This is a genomic window from Streptomyces saintjeani (assembly GCF_055409605.1).
Window position 1 is genome coordinate 6,444,428 of record NZ_CP189624.1, and the last position, 20,197, is coordinate 6,464,624.

At 71.5% G+C, this 20,197-nt stretch carries 15 protein-coding genes; 12 read left to right on the plus strand and 3 right to left on the minus strand.

Annotated features, from left to right (window positions below; genetic code table 11):
- Window positions 1-67: 67 nt before the first annotated feature.
- The gene (locus tag ACQCO7_RS29530; protein ID WP_464074655.1) at window positions 68-1,096 is read left to right on the plus strand and encodes an LLM class flavin-dependent oxidoreductase; all 1,029 of its coding nucleotides are present in this window, start codon (window positions 68-70) and stop codon (window positions 1,094-1,096) included.
- A 120-nt stretch (window positions 1,097-1,216) separates the two neighbouring features.
- Here ACQCO7_RS29530 and ACQCO7_RS29535 read toward each other — a convergent pair whose 3' ends face one another.
- Entirely contained in the window at window positions 1,217-1,609 is a 393-nt protein-coding gene (locus ACQCO7_RS29535; RefSeq protein ID WP_409117156.1) for an SCO5389 family protein, read from the minus strand.
- Between the two features lie 346 nt (window positions 1,610-1,955).
- On the opposite strand from ACQCO7_RS29535, the gene nucS reads away from it, so the two are divergent.
- Window positions 1,956-2,627, plus strand: a complete 672-nt coding sequence (gene nucS / locus ACQCO7_RS29540) for an endonuclease NucS (protein WP_464074656.1) — start codon at window positions 1,956-1,958, stop codon at window positions 2,625-2,627.
- 637 nt (window positions 2,628-3,264) lie between these two features.
- Here the strand turns inward: nucS and ACQCO7_RS29545 are convergent.
- Window positions 3,265-4,647, minus strand: a complete 1,383-nt coding sequence (locus tag ACQCO7_RS29545; RefSeq protein WP_464074657.1) for a COG1470 family protein — start codon at window positions 4,645-4,647, stop codon at window positions 3,265-3,267.
- 222 nt (window positions 4,648-4,869) lie between these two features.
- On the opposite strand from ACQCO7_RS29545, the gene ACQCO7_RS29550 reads away from it, so the two are divergent.
- The 4 genes from ACQCO7_RS29550 (at window position 4,870) to ACQCO7_RS29565 (ending at window position 11,742) form a co-directional block, all read left to right on the plus strand.
- Window positions 4,870-5,538, plus strand: coding sequence for a helix-turn-helix transcriptional regulator (locus tag ACQCO7_RS29550; protein ID WP_464074658.1), 669 nt, complete (start codon window positions 4,870-4,872; stop codon window positions 5,536-5,538).
- Window positions 5,539-5,702: 164 nt separating this feature from the next.
- On the plus strand, window positions 5,703-8,855 hold the full coding sequence (locus tag ACQCO7_RS29555) for a hypothetical protein (protein WP_464074659.1): 3,153 nt from the start codon (window positions 5,703-5,705) through the stop codon (window positions 8,853-8,855).
- Entirely contained in the window at window positions 8,852-9,556 is a 705-nt protein-coding gene (locus tag ACQCO7_RS29560) for a Pvc16 family protein (RefSeq protein WP_464074660.1), read from the plus strand. Before ACQCO7_RS29555 ends, ACQCO7_RS29560 begins: the two co-directional genes overlap by 4 nt.
- The gene (locus ACQCO7_RS29565; protein WP_464074661.1) at window positions 9,553-11,742 is read left to right on the plus strand and encodes an ATP-binding protein; all 2,190 of its coding nucleotides are present in this window, start codon (window positions 9,553-9,555) and stop codon (window positions 11,740-11,742) included. The genes ACQCO7_RS29560 and ACQCO7_RS29565 overlap by 4 nt, the downstream gene beginning before the upstream one ends.
- A gap of 8 nt (window positions 11,743-11,750) precedes the next feature.
- Here ACQCO7_RS29565 and ACQCO7_RS29570 read toward each other — a convergent pair whose 3' ends face one another.
- Entirely contained in the window at window positions 11,751-13,523 is a 1,773-nt protein-coding gene (locus ACQCO7_RS29570; protein ID WP_464074662.1) for an eCIS core domain-containing protein, read from the minus strand.
- Between the two features lie 247 nt (window positions 13,524-13,770).
- Here ACQCO7_RS29570 and ACQCO7_RS29575 point away from each other — a divergent pair, with 247 nt between their 5' ends.
- The 6 genes from ACQCO7_RS29575 (at window position 13,771) to ACQCO7_RS29600 (ending at window position 20,174) form a co-directional block, all read left to right on the plus strand.
- Window positions 13,771-15,312 (plus strand): phage tail sheath family protein, encoded by a 1,542-nt coding sequence (locus ACQCO7_RS29575; RefSeq protein WP_464074663.1) that lies wholly within the window; start codon window positions 13,771-13,773, stop codon window positions 15,310-15,312.
- 34 nt (window positions 15,313-15,346) lie between these two features.
- Window positions 15,347-15,787: a phage tail protein gene (locus ACQCO7_RS29580; RefSeq protein WP_010353296.1), complete on the plus strand. Its 441-nt coding sequence runs from the start codon at window positions 15,347-15,349 to the stop codon at window positions 15,785-15,787.
- On the plus strand, window positions 15,784-16,293 hold the full coding sequence (locus ACQCO7_RS29585) for a hypothetical protein (RefSeq protein ID WP_464074664.1): 510 nt from the start codon (window positions 15,784-15,786) through the stop codon (window positions 16,291-16,293). Before ACQCO7_RS29580 ends, ACQCO7_RS29585 begins: the two co-directional genes overlap by 4 nt.
- Complete coding sequence (locus ACQCO7_RS29590; RefSeq protein ID WP_010353294.1) at window positions 16,290-16,448, plus strand: DUF6760 family protein; 159 nt, start codon at window positions 16,290-16,292, stop codon at window positions 16,446-16,448. Before ACQCO7_RS29585 ends, ACQCO7_RS29590 begins: the two co-directional genes overlap by 4 nt.
- Before the next feature lie 2,938 nt (window positions 16,449-19,386).
- Complete coding sequence (locus tag ACQCO7_RS29595) at window positions 19,387-19,725, plus strand: hypothetical protein (RefSeq protein ID WP_464074665.1); 339 nt, start codon at window positions 19,387-19,389, stop codon at window positions 19,723-19,725.
- A gap of 23 nt (window positions 19,726-19,748) precedes the next feature.
- Window positions 19,749-20,174, plus strand: a complete 426-nt coding sequence (locus ACQCO7_RS29600; RefSeq protein ID WP_010353290.1) for a phage tail protein — start codon at window positions 19,749-19,751, stop codon at window positions 20,172-20,174.
- Window positions 20,175-20,197: the final 23 nt, after the last annotated feature.

Genomic DNA, 20,197 nt, shown 5'->3' on the forward strand with positions numbered 1-20,197 from the left:
GCACGTGTCAGGCGGTTATGCCGGTGTGGGGGAGCTCCGTGTCGGAGCCAAGGAAGCAGGAAAGTCCATGCGCGTTGGAAGTTTCGTGTTGGCGGCCCAGTTCCCCGGGCAGGGGCAGGGGGAGGCGCTGCACCGGGCGGTGCGGTCCGCCGAGGTCGCCGAGGAGTCCGGCCTCGACTCCGTGTGGCTGGCCGAGCATCACTTCGTGCCGTACGGCACGTGCCCCTCGGCCGTCACGCTCGCGGCGCTGCTGCTCGGGCGTACGCGGCGGATCCGGGTCGGTACGGCGGTGAGTGTGCTGCCGAACGTCCATCCCGTCGCGCTCGGGGAGCAGGCGGCGCTGCTGCACCTCACCAGTGGGGGGCGGTTCTCCCTCGGGGTCGGGCGGGGTGGGCCGTGGGTGGACCTTGAGGTGTTCGGGGGCGGGCTCGGGGCGTACGAGTCCGGGTTTCCGGAGGACCTCGACCTGTTGCTGCGGTGGCTGCGGGAACCTTCGGTGGGGGCGGTGGGGGAGCGGTACCGGTTTCGGGACGTCGCCGTCGTGCCGCGTCCCTCCGAGTCCCTCACGGACGCCGACGGGCCTGAGGTCGTCGTCGCCTGTACCTCTCCCGCGAGTGTGCGGCTCGCCGCCGAGCGGGGGCTCGCGATGCTCCTCGGGATGCATATCGGGGACGAGGAGAAGGCGGAGATGGTCGCGTTGTGGCGGCGGCATGCGCGGGATTCCGGGCGGCCCCGGGAGGAGATCGCGACCGCCGGGCACGTGTCCGCGGGGGTGTGCCAGATCGCCGATCGGCGTACCGAGGCGGTGGAGATCCTCGTCAAGTCCATGCCGGGGTGGTTTAGGCAGGGGCTCGGGGCGCATGTCACCGTCGACGGGCGGGAGCGGGCGATGCGGGACCCTGTCGCGTATACGGAGCTGCTCTGCGGGCTGCATCCCGTGGGGACGCCGAGGCTGTGCGCGGACCGGCTGGCGGCGACGTCGGAGCGGACCGGGATCACGCGGTTCGCGTTGCTCGTCGAGGGGTCGGGGGATCTGGCGGCTACCGAGGAGAACGTGCGGAGGCTGGGGGTGGAGGTGGTGGGAGGGTTGCGGTGAGGGGGCGGCGGGTTCGCTGTGGTGCGGTGCGGCGGCTGCGGGTGGGCCCGGTCGCCTGCCGGTCCGGGGTGTTGTTTGGATCTCCCGCATCCCGGAGCGGCAGGCGAACGGGGTGGTGCGTCAGCAGTCCCTGAGTTCCGGGGACTGGTTCAGGAGCTGGCCGCGGATCGAGGTGAAGCGGGCCAGGCGGTCGTCTGCCGAGGGGTCGAGGGGGAAGACCGCGACCCGGTGACAGTTCTGGAAGGCCAGCCGTACCCCGAAGTGCCGTTGCAGCGCGCCGCGTATCGCGTCACTGGCGAGCGCGCGGAGCAGCTGTCCGCGAGCCTGCTCGGTCGGCGGAGGCGTCTGGTTGTCGGCGAACTCTCCGCCGTCCACCTTCAGCTGGGCCACCAGCGAGCTGATCATCTCCCACGCGTAAGGCAGGGAGGTCCGGACGCAGTCGACGAATTCGGCTTCGTCGACCTCGCCTCGCTCGGCCTGTTCCAACAGTGCCGGTGAGACGTCGAGCGACATGGGTTCTCCTCTCGCACCCCCGTTTTCCACAGGGGTTGCCGGACAGAAAAAGGGAGAGCCCGCCGTGCTCGTTCTCCCGCAACACTCTGAGTGCACGCACGGCGACCTCCCCGTCACTACGGTAGGCAACCGGTGGGGGCCGCACCAGGAGAATGGCCACTTAGGGGGCTACGGACAGGGAGACAATCAGCCAGCGCGCGAATGACCGGAATCCCGTGGGATTCGGGAGGAACCGGCGGTGTCCGATCTCTCCTGGGGCCGTGTGTGATCGGACGTGTTCCTGTTCCGGCGGGCTTGTGACGGGCGATTCACACCGCCGCCCCTGTGTCGAGTAGCGTTGCTGCCCATGCGTCTCGTCATCGCCCGCTGCTCCGTCGACTACGCGGGCCGCCTCACCGCCCACCTGCCCTCCGCGCCCCGTCTGATCCTGGTCAAGGCCGACGGCAGCGTGTCCATCCACGCGGACGACCGGGCGTACAAGCCGCTCAACTGGATGTCCCCGCCCTGTACGTTGAAAGAGGGGTCCGGGGACGAGTCCGGTGTCTGGACCGTCGTCAACAAAGCGGGCGAGAAGCTCATCATCACGATGGAGGAGGTCCTCCATGACTCGTCCCACGAACTCGGGGTCGATCCCGGGCTGATCAAGGACGGCGTGGAAGCGCACCTCCAGGAGCTTCTCGCGGATCGGATCGAGACGTTGGGGGAGGGGTACACGCTGATCCGGCGTGAGTACATGACCGCCATCGGGCCCGTCGACATTCTCTGCCGGGACGGTGAGGGGCAGACTGTCGCGATCGAGATCAAGCGGCGGGGGGAGATCGACGGGGTCGAGCAGTTGACCCGGTATCTCGAACTGCTCAACCGGGACCCCCACCTGGCGCCGGTGCGGGGGGTTTTCGCGGCGCAGGAGATCAAGCCCCAGGCCCGGGTGCTGGCCACCGATCGGGGGATCGGGTGTCAGGTGCTGGACTATGACGCGCTGCGGGGGATCGAGGACGACAAGTTGCGGTTGTTCTGAGGGAGTTGGGGCGCCGGGGGGCTGCTCGGCGCCTGCCGCCCCGCTGTTGCGGGGGCGGGGCCTCCGGGAAACGTCTTGATCACGTCGGGCCCTGGGGGGCGTACTCAGGCTCGGGTGAGTAGCTCAGCGGTGGTGGGCGTGGCGGGGGGCTTCGAAGCTGGGCGTATGGATACGCGTCTTCAGGGCTTCGGCCGTCAGGTTGTGTCGTTCTCGGTGCCGGCTGTGGTGGCCGCTGGGCTGTGGGGTGGGTGGCTCGGGTGGGATCAGGAGCGGGATGTGCATCCCGATGGGAGCAGCACGGGGCCCTATGAAGCCTGGCAGGTCGTGGGGTTGGGGATCTGTCTGCTCGCTGTTGTCGTGTGGGCGGCCCTTCGGGGGTGTCGCGCTGAAGTCGCCCTGGGGGTCAGCGCGGGGGTGACCGGGGCCGCCTGCCTCGACTGGTCCGATGACGCCAGTGGGCTGTTCATGATCGGCGTGCTGATGGTGGCTGTGGGGAGTCTGGTCGGCACCACAGCCGTATCAGTGACCGTCAGGAGTCTCTTTTCGGACCGGAGTTGTTGATTTTTGGACTTACAGGGTGAGCGGGGTTTTGTGTTTGGTCTGTACCGATCGAGAATGAGCCGAGGTGTGGCTCCGGTTACGACGTTGTACGGGTGAGCACACCGCTGACGTTGAGGACTTCGTTGCAGCCTGCCGCGCGTCGGCCGGTGGCCGGGGTACCTGGCTTGGCGCAGGTCACCTCTACGGTCACGGTGTCGTTCGCGGGGATCTCGATGGGGGTGACCCAGTGGTAGTCCTGGTTGCGGAAGGTCTCCAGCGCGATGGTGGTGATCTTGCGGTTGCCGAACGAGAAGGTCAACACCCCCTCGTCGCCCTGGAAGTTGGCGAGGACCACGTCCGTGACGCGGAAGACGGTGTTCGCGGGGACCGTGTAGACGCCGGGGACGGTCTGCCCGGCGTTCGCCTTGACCTCGATGGTCTGGGAGACCTGTTCGCCGACGCCGGTTCCGCCGCCGGTGCCCGTACTCGTACCCGGTCCGGTGCCCGTGCCGCCCTGGCCGTTCCCGTTGCCCTGGCCGGGAGTCACCTGGCCGCCGCCCGGCGCGGCGCCGGCGCCGCCGGTGCCCTGGCCCGCGGTCGCGCCGGAGGTGGGGGCGGGGCGGGGCTGGACGGCCTCCTTGGCCGCGTCCTTCGCCGCGCTGCGCACGGCAGGGCGGACGAGGGTGAACCAGAGCAGGACCAGGGCGATGAGCAGCGCGAGCAGGGCCAGCAGCCACCTGGGGAAGACCGGGATCTGGACGAACTCGGCGTCCAGGGGGGCGCGGGGGACGGTGTCGTCCTCCGTACGCGGCTGCTCCCGGGTACCCGGCTCGCTCGCGTCGGCCGGCTCGGGGGCGACCTCCGTCGTCGTCAGGGTGAACGGCCAGACGACGTGCGAACCGAACCACACGGGCTTGCCGGTGCGGACCTTCAGGCCGATCTCGGCCGACTCGCCGGGCTCCAGCTTCGGGCGCTCGGGGGTGAAGGCGAAGCCCAGATCCTCGCCGGGCTGGCCGGGCGTGAACTCCACCTGCACCGGCGTGTTGCCCTGGTTGCGGACGGCGAGCCGGTAGCGCCCGCGCAGCCAGCCCCGCCGGCGCCTCGGCACCAGCTCGGTCTCCAGCTCGTGGAACTCCTCGATCCGGACGGTTCCCTCGGGGACGCGCACCGCCTCGGGGTGCTCGGCGGGCAACACCCGTACCGCGAACGGCCGTTCACCGGCCCGGATCTCCGGGGAGCGCGGCGGCGACAGCGTGATCGTCACCGTCTCGGAGGTCCCCGGGTACAAGGAGACCCGTGCGGGCTCGACGACGCCCCACGCGGCGCAGTCCCCGACGACCTCCAGGCTGTACGCCTCGACGATGTCGCTGTCGTTGCGGACGGTCAGGGTGGTCGTGGCGACGGAGCCGGGCGCGACCGTCACCACCGGGATGTCGAGGCCGGGCGCACCGGGACCGGAAGAGGCTGGAGAAGGGGTCACCCGACCACGCTAGGGACGCGTACACGCGCGCCGCGAGGGGCGCGAGGGCAGTGTCCGGGCAGTCGCGGTGCCCGCGCGGTGACGCAGCCGAGGGGCCTCCTGTGCCGTCTCCTTACTTAGGCGTAAGCCTTTCGCGCCGGCGTCGCCCTTGTCACCCTTCCCCCCACGAACCAGTGACCACGCACCTCCCACACGCTCCGCGCAGAGGAGAACAGCCCTGCCATGACTTCCGCCCATGAGTACCCGGCTCAGCGCACCGGCGGCCCCCGTCGGCCGGTGACCGTCGCCGTGTACGCCGCCGACCCCGTTCTGCGGGTCGGTGTCGTCCAGCAGCTGAGGCAGCGCCCCGAAGTCGCCTTCGTCGACGACGCGGACGCCGACACGGCGCACATCTCGCTGGTGGTCGTCGACTCCGTCGACGACGACGTCGCCGTCCTCCTCCAGCGGCTGCGCCACAACACCGCCACCCGTACCGGCCTGGTCGTCGGCACCCTCGGCTCGGGCGCGCTGCAACGCGTCGTCGAGTGCGGGGTGACCGCGGTCCTGCGCCGCACCGAGGCCGACCAGGACCGGCTCGTCCACCTCGTCACGGCCCTGGCCAACGGCGAGGGCGTCCTCCCCGGCGACCTGCTGGGTGAACTCCTCACCCACGTGGGGAGTTTGCAGCGGGCGGCGCTCGACCCCCGGGGCGTCTCGCTGTCCACGCTCACCACGCGGGAGGCGGACATGCTGCGCCTGGTCTCCGAGGGGCTCGACACCGCCGAGATCGCGCGCAAGACGTCGTACTCCGAACGCACCGTCAAGAACGTCCTGCACGAGATAACCACCCGGCTCCAACTGCGCAACCGGGCCCACGCGGTGGGCTACGCGCTGCGCAACGGGCTGATCTGACCGCACGCGTGGCGGGCCGGTCCGGCGGCCCGGTACGCGGGCGGTGCCCGAAAGCGCAGGGGGAGTTTCCCCCGGGTACGGCTGCCAGGACCTGGTGCGGCCGAGGGCGGTGGGAGCAGGCTGGCGGCGGGAGAGCCGCGTCGTACCGAACTGTGAGGTGGACCTTGACGAGCACCGCCGGCCCGGGAGGGCGCTGGCGCCCGGGGAGGATCGGCGCGGCGTTGCTGCTGCTGATCCCGCTGCTCACACTGACGGCCGCCTCGGGGCAGGGCAGCGCCGAACCCGGCGTGGGCGTGACCGCCGCCGGGGACACCCGGGTCGCGTACGCGGGCACCCGGCACCGCAGCCTCGGCGATGTGACGGGCTCCACCACCAGCACCCCGGTGTTCGGCGGGGGTGCCGTCCACTACGACACCCAACCCTCCGCGCTGGGCGACCAGTTGGTGTTCACGAGCCTGCGCGACGAGAAGACCCCGCAGGTCTACCTGCGCGCGGCGGACGGCACCGTACACAAGCTCACCACCGGCATGGACGCGGCCCATCCGCAGCTGACGCCGGACGGCCGGTCGGTGGTGTTCGACGCCGGGACGACGCAGCGGGACCTGTGGCTCGTGCGGACGGACGGCAGCGGGCTGACGCGGCTGACCGACACCCCCGCGAACGAGACGGACCCGACGGTCTCCCCGGACGGCAGCCGCATCGCGTACGTCAGTGATACCGCGTTGGGCGGTACGCAGATCTACGTCCGTCCCCGGGACGGCGGTTACGCGAACCAGATCACCTTCGCGGCGAACGGCACGGCGTCCGAACCCGCGTGGAACCCCGTGGACGACGACGCGAACCGGGACTGGATCGCGTACACCGCGACGACCGACGGCGTGGGGCGGCTGCGGGTCGTCAACGCGAACGGCGGCGGCGACGAGACGCTCCTCGCGGGTGACCGGGCGCAGTGGCGCGGACATTCGGTGGCCTGGAAGCCGGACGGGGACGGGATCGTCTTCCTCAGTCCCGAGATCACCTGCGACTGCGAGGGGAACCGCGACCACCTGTTCGCCTCGGAGGCCCACTCCGACAAGGTTCCCGACGTGCTGAACCAGGAGGACCGCGAGCTGCGGACCCCGACCTGGTCCGGGCCCCTGAACGGCGGCCACGCGATCCTCGAACACACCACGGCCGCCACCCCGCACACCGTGACCCTCCAGGACGTCCGCTCCGACGGCGTCGACCCGCGCGACCTCAACCTGGTGATCCTGAACGAGGATCCGGCCGCCGACACCAACACCGACCCCACCAAGGACCCGCTGTTCCAGCCGGGGCCGGACTTCGACCCGTGGACGGAACGGCAGAACTACACGCCCGACGGGCGCCGCATCGTCGTCACCCGCTTCGAGGGGACCGCGCCGAACCGCGTCGAACGCATCTGGATCGCCGACGCGGACGGCACGAACGAGCGGCCCATGGAACTCGCCGACCGTGAACCCACCGACTGGGACACCGACCCGACGTTCTCCCCGGACGGCAAGTTCCTCGCCTTCACCCGGACTTCGCCCGGTGGCCTCGGGCAGCCCAGCCGCATCCTCATCGCCGACGCGACGACCGGCGCGATCACCGGGCGGATCACCCCGCCCGAGGGCGAGCAGACCGGCCGTGACGCGCAGCCCACCTGGTCCTCCGACGGGAAGACCCTCGCGTTCACCCGCAGCGAGGTCATCGAGGGGGGCGGCGGCAACAAGCACATCTGGACCGTGCCGGTGAACAGCCTTTCCCAGCAACGGGACCTGAGCGAGACCGCCTGCCCCGGGAACTGCCAAGTCATCGACGACAGCCCGGCGTTCTCGCCGGACGGGCTCAGCATCGCGTTCAACCGGAAGAACGGGGGCGGGGCCGTCGACGAGCGCAACGGGCTGCTGCTGACGTCCCTTTCGGGCACCGGGTGCCGGGTGCTGCTGCCCGCCGGGGCGCCGGGGTGCACCGCCCAGCTGCCGGACACGACCCTCACCGGGCCGTTCCAGCCGCGTGACGCCGCGTGGACCGCCGACGGGAAGTCGCTCGTGTTCTCCTCGCGGGAGACCGTCGCCGGCAACAGCCCCGAGAAACTCCGCACGGTGGACATCGCCAGCGGGGAAGTGACCTCGCTGACCTCGCAGTTGGACGGGCGGCAGAAGGAGCCCAGCGTCCAGCAGTCCGTGGACCTCGCCGTCGAGGCGCCCGGGACCGTGCCGACGGTCATCGTCGGGACGTCCACGACGATCGGGGTCGACCTGGTCAACAACGGGCCCGCCGCATCGCCGGGTACGACGTTGACGGTCGCGCCGCCCGCCGGGGTGCAGATCACCGGGCTGACCTATCCCGGGGGCAGTTGTGTCGCCGCGTCGCTCCAGTGCGACGTCGGGGTGGTGCCGCCCGGGGAGACCGTGCGGGTGACGGTCACCGTCACCGGGGTCATCGTCGGGGACGCGCCCATCGACTGGACGGTCACCGGGACCGTGCTCGATCCGCAGCCGACCGACAACACGGGGCGGACCGTTGTGCCGGTGGGGGAGGAGCCGCCCTCTTCGCCCACGCCGACGCCTACTCCGACGCCCACACCTACGCCGTCCCCCACGCCCCCCGCGTCCCCGACTCCCCGGCCCACCCCGCCTCCCACCACGCCTCCGGCTCCTGAGCCCCAGGCCGGGCCCGGACTGAGTCTCACCGCTCAGCCCAACCCCGGGTACGTCGGGGGGCGGGTCGTCGTCAGCTACACCGTGCGCAACGGGCGCAACGCCCTTGCCACCGGGCTGCGGTTGAGGATCGGGCTTCCCGCGAACATCCCCAACAACGGGCCGCCCGCCGGGTGCGACGCCAACTGGAGTTGTGCGCTGCCCGACCTGGCGCAGGGCGCCAGCACCGTCGTACGAGTGGTGCTGAGCCCGGACAAGGCGCTCACCGCTCAGCTCACCGGGACGTTGACGACCACCGGGACCGACGCCGATCGCGGGGACAACACGGCCCGGGAGCGGTTGCGGATCTTGCAGCCTCGCATCGTCGCCGTGCCGGAGATCGGGAAGCCCGGGTTCGTGACCTCCGTGCGGGGGAAGGACTTTCCGCCCGGTGTGCCGGTGAAGTTCACCTGGAAGCCCGGGATCACGGCCGCCGCCGCGCCGACGATTCCGCTCGCCAATGGGACGTTCATCGGGCAACTGCTCATCCTCGCCAAGGACCAGACCGGGCCTCGGATCATCACCGCCAGTGGGCCCGGGTTCTCGCCGGTGACCACCGACTTCCTGGTGGTCCTCGGGACCGTTCAGCCGCCGGACGAGGTGACCCGCCGGTGATCCACGAGGTCGACGAGGGGCTGCGGCGGCTGCTCGGGGAGTCCGGGCTCGAAGCGTCCGGGGTGGACGTGGTGTTCGACGCGCCCACCCGGGACTGGGCCGCCCGGCGCAGTGCGCCCACGGTCTGCGTGTTCCTGTACGACATCCGCGAGGACGCGACCCGGCGGGGGAGCGGGGCGGGGGAGGTGTACGACGACGAGGGGCACCTCGTCGCCCGGCGGTCGCCTCCCCGGTGGTTCGATCTCACGTACCTCGTGACCGCCTGGGCCAATCGGCCTCAGGACGAACACCGGCTGCTGTCACAGGTGTTGACGACGCTGGTCGCCAACGATGTGCTGCCCGCGCGGATGTTGAGCGGGTCGCTCGCCGAACTCGGGTTCACCGTCGCGCTCGACACGGCCGGGACCGGGCTCGACGGGCCCGCCGCGTCCGATGTGTGGTCGGCGCTCGGCGGGGAGCTGAAGGCGTCGCTGGGGCTGCGGGTCCGGGCTCCGCTGGCCGGGGCGACCCGGGCTTCCGCGCCGCCTGTCACCGAGGGGCTCGTGGTGCGGTCCGCCGCGCTGAGCGGGGACGGCGAGGTGGAGCCCGGACGCCGGTTGCGGTACCGGGAAGTCAGTGATCCGGGGGCCGACGGGTTCTCCGGGCCCAGGGAACGAGGGGCGGCGCCGGCTCGGCGTCGGCGGGGGGATCGGCAGCCTTGACGTACGAGGACGCGGAGTTGTGGGACCGGCTGCGGCTCGTCGAGGAGCGGGTGCGGGGCGCTGTCGCGGCGCGGCGGGCCGGGGATCCCGATCCCGACGATCCGTATCGGGGGCAGTACCTCACGCCGGACGCCGTGGAGCGGATCCTCGGCGGGGCGGGTGGGCTCGATGTGCCTCCGTACGAGGCATGGGAGCCGGGTGCCTCGTCCGTACTCGGGGTGCTGGCACGGCGGTTCGGGTTGTCGCCGCTCGATCTGGATCTGTTGCTGGTGGCCGTCGCGCCTGATCTCGACGCGCGGTTCGAGCGGTTGTACGGGTACCTGAACGACGATCTCACCCGACGCCGGCCCACTGTGGGACTGGCGTTGGAGCTGTGCGGGGTCGCGGGGGCGTCGGCTGTGCGGTTCCGGCTCGGGGCGGGGGCGCCGCTGGTCGAGGGCGGGTTGATCGAGGTTGCCGAGGGTGAACGGCCGCCTCTGTCACGGGTGTTGGTCGTGCCGGACCGGGTCACCGGGTATCTGCTGGGGAGCGGGGCCGTTGATGTGCGGCTCGGTGGGGTGGTGGGGGAGGGGCGGGAGGATCCGACCGCCGACGCCGGGGAAGTGCGGGTGGCCGCGGAGGCGGTGGGGACGGGGTTCGTTCAACTGCGCAGCCGGGGCGGGGATGTCGAGGGGCTGGCGGTCGCGGCGTTGCGGGCGGCGGGGGTCGGGGCGCTGGTGCTGGACGCGGGGGTGTTCGGGCGGCGGGGTGCCGATGTGCCGGTGCTTGCCAAGGTCGTCGCTCGGGAAGCCCGGTTGAGCGGGGCGGGGGTGGTGCTGGGGCCGCTGGAGGCGCTGCCCGATGAACCCGGTGAACGGGCGCGGGTGCTGCGGGAGTTGAGCGGGGCGTTGCGAGGGGTGCCGCTCTTCGTGCATGGCCGGGGTGGGTGGGATCCGGGGTGGGCTGCGCGGACTCCGGTGGTGTTGACGGTGGGGGCGGCTTCGGTGGAGCGGCAGGTGGAGAGGTGGCGGTACGCGTTGGAGGGGGCGGCGCGGGGGGTTCTCGGGGTGGGCGTGGGAGGTGGGGCCGGGGGGCCCGATGTGAGTGTGGGGCGTGCGGTCGGGGAGGCCGGGGGGCCCGATGTGGGTGTGGGGCGTGCGGTCGGGGGGATCGGCTCGGCTTCGGACGTCGTCCAACCCGCCCACGACACCCCCGACTTCGACGCCCTCGCCCGTGCCGTCGCCGCTCACCGGCTCGACTCCGGGCAGATGCGACGCGCCGCCGACGTCGCCGTGCGGTCCGCCGCGCTCGCCGGGCACCCCGTCGGTCCCGACGATCTCCGTGTCGCCGTGCGCGCCCAGAACGGTGCCGGGCTGGAGCGGCTCGCGCGGCGGGTGGAGCCCGGCGTCGGGTGGGACGACCTGGTGCTGCCGCCCGGGACGTACCGTCGGCTGCATGAACTCGCCGTACGGGCGCGGCACCGGGATCAGGTGCTCGGGCAGTGGGGGATGCGGCCCGGTGGGGGCCGGGGGCGCGGGGTGATCGCCCTGTTCGCCGGGGAGTCGGGGACCGGGAAGACCATGTCGGCCGAGGTCGTCGCCGCCGATCTCGGCATGGATCTGTACGTCGTCGACCTGTCCACCGTCGTCGACAAGTACATCGGCGAGACCGAGAAGAACCTGGAGCGCATCTTCACCGAGGCGTCCGCCGTCAACGCCGTGCTCCTCTTCGACGAGGCCGACGCGATCTTCGGCAAGCGGTCCGAGGTGAAGGACGCGCACGACCGGCACGCCAACATCGAGTCCGCGTACCTCCTCCAGCGCATGGAGTCGTTCGACGGCATCGCGATCCTGACGACCAACCTCCGCGCCAACCTGGACGAGGCGTTCACCCGCCGCCTGGACGTCGTCGCCGACTTCCCCGTCCCGGACGCCGTACACCGCCTCGACCTCTGGGACCGCTGCCTCGGCAAGCGCCTCCCCCGGGCCGACGACCTCGATCTCCCGTTCTGCGCCGACCGGTTCGAGCTGGCCGGGGGTTCCATCCGGGCCTGCGCGGTGACGGCGGCGTACCTCGCGGCGGAGTCCGAAGGCCCGCTCACCATGCGGCAGTTGGTGACGGCGATCGCCCAGGAGTACCGCAAGCTGGGCCGGTTGGTGCTGGAGAGCGAGTTCGGGCCGTATCTCGCGGAGGCGATCGGCGCCTGAGCCCGGGGCTACGCGGCGTCCCCCCGCGCCTGCCGGAGGGTCTCGGTCAGGTACTCCCGCAGCTCCTCGCGTCCGCTGGGCTCGGTGATGACGGCCGGGCCCGGGGCGCCCAGCTCCTCGTCGAAGTCGTAGTCGGCTTCGACGAGTTCGGGGCCGGGGCCGCCCAGGCCGGGGATGAAGAAGTCCTGCTCCCTGGCCTGCTGACCGAACATCCGGGAGGGCGCGTCGTCCGTCGTCCCCATCGGTCCGAAGTCCGGTATCTCGATGGTGCCGGTGGTCTGCGGCCTGGGCGCCGGCTGGTTCCTCCGCCACCAGTCGGCCTCGTACTTGGGGGCCGTCGCGGTGATCTCGTCGGACAGCAGGTCCATGGCCTGGCCGGACTCCAGGGCGTCGGCGATCTGTTCCAGCGACCTGCCGCCCTGGAACAGCTCCTCCATGTCCTTGAAGATCACCGGCCGCAGGCCGGACGCCAGGAGCAGCCGGGGGAGCAGCACATGGACGTTCAGGCGCCGGTTGGTGTCGTCGTACGGGTGGATGATGTGGATGGTCCGCACCACCCAGCCGATGGCCTTCAGCCGGTCGCGCAGGGTGCTCGCCGCGTCGAGCTTGCCGTAGAAGCGGCTCAGGACCTCGTCGACCAGTTCCTGGACCTCGTCGCCCTTGTAGAGGGTCTGGTTGAGCATCATGTCCACCCCGGGCTCGAAGTGGCCGGTCCAGGTGAGCGCGTTGGGCGGCCGGATGCCGTAGGCCAGCAGCGCGTCGGCCTTGACCATGAGTTTCTTGCCGCCGACCTCCTCGTCGAGCACGGAGGGCGTCGGGGAGTCGGCGCGGAGCGGATAGCTGGTGACGAAGTTTCCGGTACCCGACTTGTCCGTCTTCTCGGTCAGCTGGGAGCCGACGGCGTTGTGCATCCCCTCGTACATGGCGAAGTCGACCCGCTTGTCGAGGGTCGCCGGGTCGTTGAGGTACGTCTCGTAGGCGGCGGTCATGCCGCCCTGGAACCCCGGCGACTTGTCGTGGTCGTACAACTCGCCCGGGTTTGCGGGGAACTTCTCGCGCGCCTCTTTGTGGTGCAGGGGGTCGAGGTAGGTGCGGTACCACTCCTCGCGGGGCAGTACGTCCTCCAGCTTGGCGCGCTGTACCGCCGTCCGCTGGACCGGTTCCTGGTCGGGCGTGGCGGGGGCGGGGTCCGGCTGGGGGGCGGGGCCCGCCAGGACGCGGTGCGCGTTCGCCTCCGCCTCGCGTTCGAAGCGGTCCGAAGGGTCGGACATGTGCAGCCCGTTGCCCTGGTCGGTGCCCGCCACGGGCCCGCTGCGCTGCTGGACGACGTGGGTCAGCTCGTGCGCCAGAGTGTGCCGGTTGCCACCGCCCGCACCGAGGACGACGTGGCTGCCCGAGGTGTAGGCGCGGGCCCCGATGGCGTCGGCCGAGCCGGCCGCTGCGGGGCCGGTGTGCAGCCGTACGTCGGAGAAGTCGGTGTCGAAACGGGCCTCCATGTCCTTGCGGACCGGCCCCGAGAGGGGCCTGCCCGCCGAGGCCAGGACCTTGTGGACCCCGTGGTCCTGCTGCTCCGGCTGCTCCTGATCGGCGGCCGGGCGGACGCGGCGGGCGATCATCGCGGCCACCGCCGCGTTGCCGGCGCCGCGCTGGGCGGCCCGGAGCGTGTCGGCGCTGAGGGGCGGCGGTACGGCGGCCCCGGCGGACGGTGTCTTCCGGCGGGTGGCGGAGGCGGGTCGCGGTGAGGCCTCGGGCTGGTCGTCGCGTGACCTGGACGTACGCATCCGCTGTCTCCCACAGGTGTATCGGACGGTAGGCGCTCAGGGTGGACCGCGCGCGCGGGGCCGTCCAGGTCTCCAGGGGAGTCCGCGAGGGGCGTGCGGACGGTCCGGAAAGGCAGCGGGACTGCCCTCGGGTGTGGACTCGTGCCCCTGCCGCCCCACCCCTCCCGTCAGCACAATCGGCCTGGGCACAGGTGCCCGCACGAAGAACGTCCCGCAGAGACCCCGTACGGAACGCGAAGGAGCCAGCATGCCGACGTACCTCACCCCGGGCGTGTACGTGGAGGAGGTGCAGTCCGGTGCCCGACCGATCGAGGGGGTCGGCACGGCCGTCGCCGCGTTCGTCGGGTTCGCCGGGCAGGGGCCCTTCCATACGCCGACGCTGGTGACCAGCTGGGACCAGTACACCCAGTTGTTCGGCGGGTTCGTCGAGGGGACGTACCTGTCCCTCGCCGTGTACGGGTACTTCTCCAACGGGGGCGGCGCCGCGTACATCGTGCGCATCGGCGGCGCCGCCGAGAGCGACGGCGGCGGGTCGACTCCCGCCCAGCCGAAGGCCGTTGAGCCGGTCGAGGTCGGCGGCTTCCTCGTCGCCGCCAAGCCCGGTGTGACCGGCGTGAGTGTCGAGGTCGTGGACGCGGACGGGGAGAACCCGCCCGAGGACCGCTTCAAGCTGCTCGTCCGCAAGAACGGCGACGTCGCGGAGACGTACGACGCGTCCTCGCGCAAGAACGTCAAGGGCTACCTCGTCACCCAGGCCCGCGCCTCCAAGCTGATCGACGTCACCGAGCAGCGCGGCGCCACCCAGACCCGGCCCGCGAGCGCGACCCTCGCCGTCCCGGACGCCCCGGCCGCGCCGTCCGTGAACGGGGCCGTCGCACGCCTCGACCCCGCCGAGTACGTCGGCGACGCCGCCGCCCGCACCGGGTTCGGCGGGCTGGAGACCATCGACGAGATCACGATGGTCGCCGTACCCGACCTGATGAGCGCCTACCAGCGCGGCGACATCGACGACGAGGGCGTACGGACCGTGCAGCTCGCCGTCATCTCGCACTGCGAGCAGATGGGCGACCGGGTCGCCGTACTCGACACGCCCCCCGGGCTGAACGCGCAGCAGGTGCGCAACTGGCGTAACGACGAGGCGGGTTACGACTCGCGGTACGCCACCCTGTACTACCCGTGGGTGCGGGTCTTCGACCCGGCCGTCGGGCGCAACGTCACCGCCCCGCCGAGCGGTCACGTCGCCGGTGTGTGGGCGCGCAGCGACGCCGAGCGCGGTGTGCACAAGGCGCCCGCCAACGAGGTGATCCGCGGCGCCGTCGACCTCGAACTGCGGCTCAGCAAGGGCGAACAGGACCTGCTGAACCCGATCGGCGTCAACTGCGTCCGCGCCTTCCCCGGCCGCGGCATCCGGATCTGGGGTGCGCGCACCCTGTCGTCCGACCCGGCCTGGCGCTACCTGAACGTGCGGCGGCTCTTCAACTACCTCGAAGAGTCCATCCTGTTGGGCACCCAGTGGGTCGTCTTCGAGCCCAACGACGACCGCCTCTGGTCCTCGATCCGGCGCAACGTCACCGCGTTCCTCACCGAGGAGTGGCGCCGGGGCGCGCTGTTCGGCCGTACCGCCGAGGAAGCCTTCTACGTGAAGTGCGACCGCGACAACAACCCCCAGGAGTCCATCGATCAGGGGCGCGTCGTCTGCGAGATCGGCGTATCGCCGGTCAAGCCCGCCGAGTTCGTGATCTTCCGGCTGGCCCAGTTCTCCGACAGCACCAGCCTCATCGACGAGTAACTCGCGGGCTGAACAGGAAGGTTGACAGACAGTCATGGCAACAGGTGACGCTCTTTCCACCCACGTCTTCGGCGTACAGCTCGGCGGCTATCTCGTGGAGTCCATCCAGGAGATCAGCGGGCTGACCGTCGAGGAAGAGGTCGTCGAGGTCCGCCAGGTCAGCGCCGAGGGCAAGCAGATCATCCGCAAGCAGCCGGGTGCCCGGCAGGCCGGCGAGATCACGATCACCCGAGGGCTCGACCAGAGCAGCGAGTTCACGTCGTGGATCAAGGAGACGCTCAACAACGGGGCCGTCAACTCCGCCCGGCAGAACCTGACGATCGAGATCAAGGACACCGAGGGCAACACGGTCCGCCGGATCCAGCTCATGCAGGGCTGGGCCTCCAAGTGGGAGGGCCCCTCCCTCAAGGCGGGCGAGTCGGCCGCGGCCACCGAGTCCGTGACGATCGTGTTCGAGGAGATCATCGTCGAATGAGGCGACGTACGGTCACGGCCGGGAACCTGGAGGAGATCCTCCAGGCGACCGCGCCCGCCGCAGGCCAGACGCAGTTGCCGGAGCAGGCCACCGCGCCCGCTCCGGCGCCGGTCCGGTCTGCCGCTCAAGACACCGGTCTGCGCACCGAGTTCGAGTTCGAGCTGCCTCGCGGGTACGTCGATGAGGCGGGCACCGTCCATCGGTACGGCGTGATGCGGCTCGCCACCGCCCGCGACGAGCTGCGTCCGCAGATCGACCTGCGGGTCAAGGAGAACCCGGCGTATCTCAGCGTCGTCCTGCTCAGCCAGGTCATCACCCGGCTCGGCACCATCAGCGACGTCCACGCGGGCGTCGTCGAGCGCATGTACGCCACCGATGTCGCCTTCCTCCAGGACTTCTACCGGCGCATCAACAGCGAGGGGCACACCCGCGCGGCCGTCACCTGTCCGCACTGCGAGGGCGGCTTCGAGGTCGACCTCTCGGGTGGGCGCCTGGGGGAATCGTGACGTACGCGCTTCCCCGGCTCCGGGAGGAGATCGCGTACGTCGCCTATCACTTCCACTGGCAGCGCGAGGAGATTCTCGATCTGACGCATGATGAGCGGCGGCAGTGGGTTGCCGAGATCGCTCGGATCAACACGCGTGTCAATGAAGGCGGTTGAGTAGATGGGGTGGCGGGACTGGCTGGGGCGCCGGGCCGTTGCGCAGGGTTCTTCCGGCGCCGAGGGGTCTGACGCGGGGGGCTCCGCCGTGGGGGCCGAAGCTGGGGCGGATGGGTCCACGCTGCCCGGTGACTGGGACGGGGGGTGGCGGCGTACCTCGCCGCCTTCGCTCACTGTTTCCCGGGCGCCGCTGGGGGTCAGCGATGGGCTGACGTTCCGTTCCGGGCTGGCTTCCTGGCAGGATCCGTCCTTTGATTCCGGGCTTGGGCATGCTGTGTTGCCTTCTGCGCCGGGGGGATTGGTGCGGGGGGTTGCGCGGGTGGCTGGGCCTCGGTCTGCGCCGGTTGAGGGTGGGCCGTTGTTGTTGCGGTCCGTGCAGCGTGCTGGCGAGTCTGCCGAGGGGGAGGCTGGGTCTGCGGGGGGTTCCGTTGTGGGGGCCTCTGGTTCTTCGGTTGTGCGGCGGGTTCAAGAAGGTGTGCATTCGGGCCGGGTGGGGGTGGGGGCTGGGGCTGTTCGCGGGGAGGCGGGTGGGGGTTCGGTTCCGGTGGTGCGGCGGGTTGCTGTGGTGCCGGGGTCGGGGGTGGGGGATCGGGCCGGGGCCGGGGCTGTGGGAGTGGGGCGGGCTGTTGGTGGGGATGTTGGGGGGGCTCCTGTTCAAGTTCGGTCTGCTGGGCCCTCGTTGACTGTGGCTCGGCGGGTTGTGGGGCCTGTGCGGCGGGTGGCTGCTGTTGTGCGGGCGGGTGCGGGTGCGGGTGCGGGTGCGGGTGCGGATTCGGGAGAGGGCGTGGGTTCGGGTTCTGTGGCGTCGGGTTCTGCGACTTCGGTGCCTTCCTCCGAGCGGTCCGTGCAGCGTGCTGCCTCGCGTGAACTGGGTTCGCTGGGGGCGTCGTTGGGGGCGCCGTTGGGGGAGCTGCCCTCCGATGCCGTGCCCCTGACGCCGGATGCGCCTTTGAGGGGCGGCGGGGTTGAGGGTGGGAGCGGGGCGGGGATGCCTGTTGTGCAGCGGCAGGTTGAGAGTGAGGGCTCCCACGAGGGGGGTTCCGGTAACTCGTCTGTGGTGCGTGGGGATTCGGGGGTTCGGGCTCGGGGTGGGTTGGGGGCTCCTATGCGTGCGTTGCCTGCTAGTGCTGAGGTGCCTGGGGTTCAGCGGAGTGCGGGGCGTGGGGGAGCTGTTGGGGCCGGGGCTGCGCCGTTGCTCGGGGAAGGTGGGGTTCAGCGTCGGCTTGCGGGGGGTGTGGAGGCTTCGGGTGGGGGGTCGGTGGCGGATGCGGCGCCGTTGGTCGTGCCGTTGCGGGGGGCTGGGGACAGTGGTGGTCGTGGTGCGGGGGTGGAGGCTAGTGCTGCTGTGCCGGGGGAGGGGCGTCCTGGGGTGGCGGGGGAGTCTCGTACTGCCGTGTCGGGTACGCCTGTTGTCGCTCGGGCGGTCGAGGGTTCGGGGTCCGTTGTTGGTGGTCGGGGTGTGGGGGATGAGGGTGGGGTGCGTTCGTCGTCTTCTCGGAGCGGTGGAGGGGCGGGGTCGGTTACGCGGGCCGGGGGTGATGGGGCCGGGCCGGGTGTCGTGCAGCGGGCTCCGGCTTCGGGGAGTGGTGCGCCGTCCGGTCGGCAAGCTTCGGCCGGTGGCGCCCAGTCCGGTCGTCAACTTCCGCAGGGGAGCGGGGAGTCCGGGATCGTTGTGACTCCGGCCGAGGCGGGGTCCGGTTCTGCCGGGGCCCACGCGTCGGGGGGTTCTGGTGCTCCTGGGCCGGTTGTCGTTGCTCGGTCTTCGAGTGAGGGTGACTCCAGTGGTGGGGCGCATGGCTCGGCTGGTGCCGGGGGTGGTGTCGTTCAGCGGGCCGAGGCGTCAACTGGGGCTGGGCGGAGTGGTGTTCGTGGTGCGGGCTCCGGTCGGGAGCGCGGGCCGTCGGGTGCCGACAGTGGCTCGGTCTCCGGAGGAACTCGCGCTCAGGGCGCGGTCGTTGTTCCGGCTGCTCCGAGGGACGCCGGGAACGTTGGTCCGGGGCCTGTTGTTGCTCGGGCTTTGGCCGACGGTGGTGGTTCGCAGGGGGAGTCGGTCTCGACTGTGCCTGGTCGTACCTCTGGTGAGGGTTCGGGTAGCGGGTCCAGCTCGTCTCGGGGGCCCGTCGTCGTTCCGGCCGCCAGTCCTGTCGCTTCCGGTGGGGGCGGTGCTCCTGGACCGGTGGTTGTCGCTCGGGCTCTCGCTGACGGGCCCGGGGTGGGGGGTAGTGCCGGGGCGCAGGATGCGTACGGTTCGGCCGGTGCCCGGGGTGCTGCCAAGCCCGGGGCTCGCCGTACCCCGACGCCGGGGGCCCCGACTCCCGTCGTCGTAGCCCGGTCCGTGACCGACAACTCTGTCATCAAGGACTCCGGGCACCGGCAATCCCGAGGCCCCGTCGGACCGTTGGTCGTCAGTCGTGCGCCCGCCGACCTCACGCCCCGCGCTCTGCCCCTGCTTCCTTCCCGGCCCCTCGCCCTCAACACCCGTACCGCACAAGGCATGGCGCCCTCCGCCGCTCCGGCTTCCAGTCGTCGTCCCGTCGTCGCCGCGCGTTGGGCCAACGCCGACGGTGCCTCGCCGAGTGAACCGGCGTCCGTGCGGCGGGCCCAGGGTGCGGCGGCGCCGGGTGCGCGGTCGGGGTCGGGGGCTTCAGGCTCGTACGTACAACGAGCCCCCGCTTCCGCGCCGCCCGCTTCCGCCTCGTCCGCCTTCGCGTCGCCTGCTCCTGCCTCGCCCGTCTTCACTTCGCCCGCTTCCACGCCGCCTGCTTCCACGCCGCCTGCTTCCGCGTCGTCCGCCTTCGCGTCGCCCACTCCTGCCTCCCCCGCTTCCGCCTCGCCCGTCTTCACGTCACCCGCCCCAACCCTCAGCGGGCCCGCCCCGGTTCAACGTGTCCCCCTCGTCCGGCCCGCCCCTCCCCGGCAGGAGCCCGCTCCCCGGATCGTGCCCGCGCGGCCCCTTCCCGCCGTCGCGCCGCAGGTGGACGCGCCCGCGTCCGTGCCGCCGCCCGTTCCCGTCGTCGCGCGGACCGTCGCCGCCGAGGCGCCCGCCGTGCAGCGGGACGCGAGTGCGGCGAAGGCGCCGGCGCCTCGGGCCGACGCGCAGCGGAACCCGGCGAAGGGGGCCGGTGGTGCCGGTGCCGCGCGGGGCAAGGACGGGCCCGGTGACCCCGATCTCGACGATCTCGCCCGGCGGCTCCTCGATCCCGTGTCCCGGCTGCTGCGTACCGAGTTGCGGCGCGGGCGGGACCGTACGGGGCGCCCTTATGACGGTCGCCGCTGAGGCATGGAACGGATGACGGACGGATGACGGACAGCATTTTCGCGACGAGTGTGTACTTCCGGCTCGCGATCGGCGGCAATGATCTGGGCGCGTTCCACACGTGTTCGGGCATGGGTGCCGAGGTCGAGATGGAGACGTACGCCGAGGGCGGGAACAACGACTTCACCTGGCAGCTCCCCGGCCGGGTCACGTGGACGAACATCACGCTGACCCGGCCGGTGACCGCCGACACCGCGAAGATCGCGCGGTGGCTGGACGAGACGCTGCGGCGGGTCGAGCCCAAGGACGGTGAAATCGTCGCGCTGCGGCCCGACTTGAGCAAGATCATCAGCTGGCAGGTGTTCGGGATCGTGCCCGTGCGCTGGCAGGGGCCGTCCTTCGACCCGGCCGACTCCTCCGCCGCCGTCGAGACGCTGGAGATCGCCCACCAGGGGCTCCGGCCCTCCTGATCCGCTCAACCACCCGAGAAAGA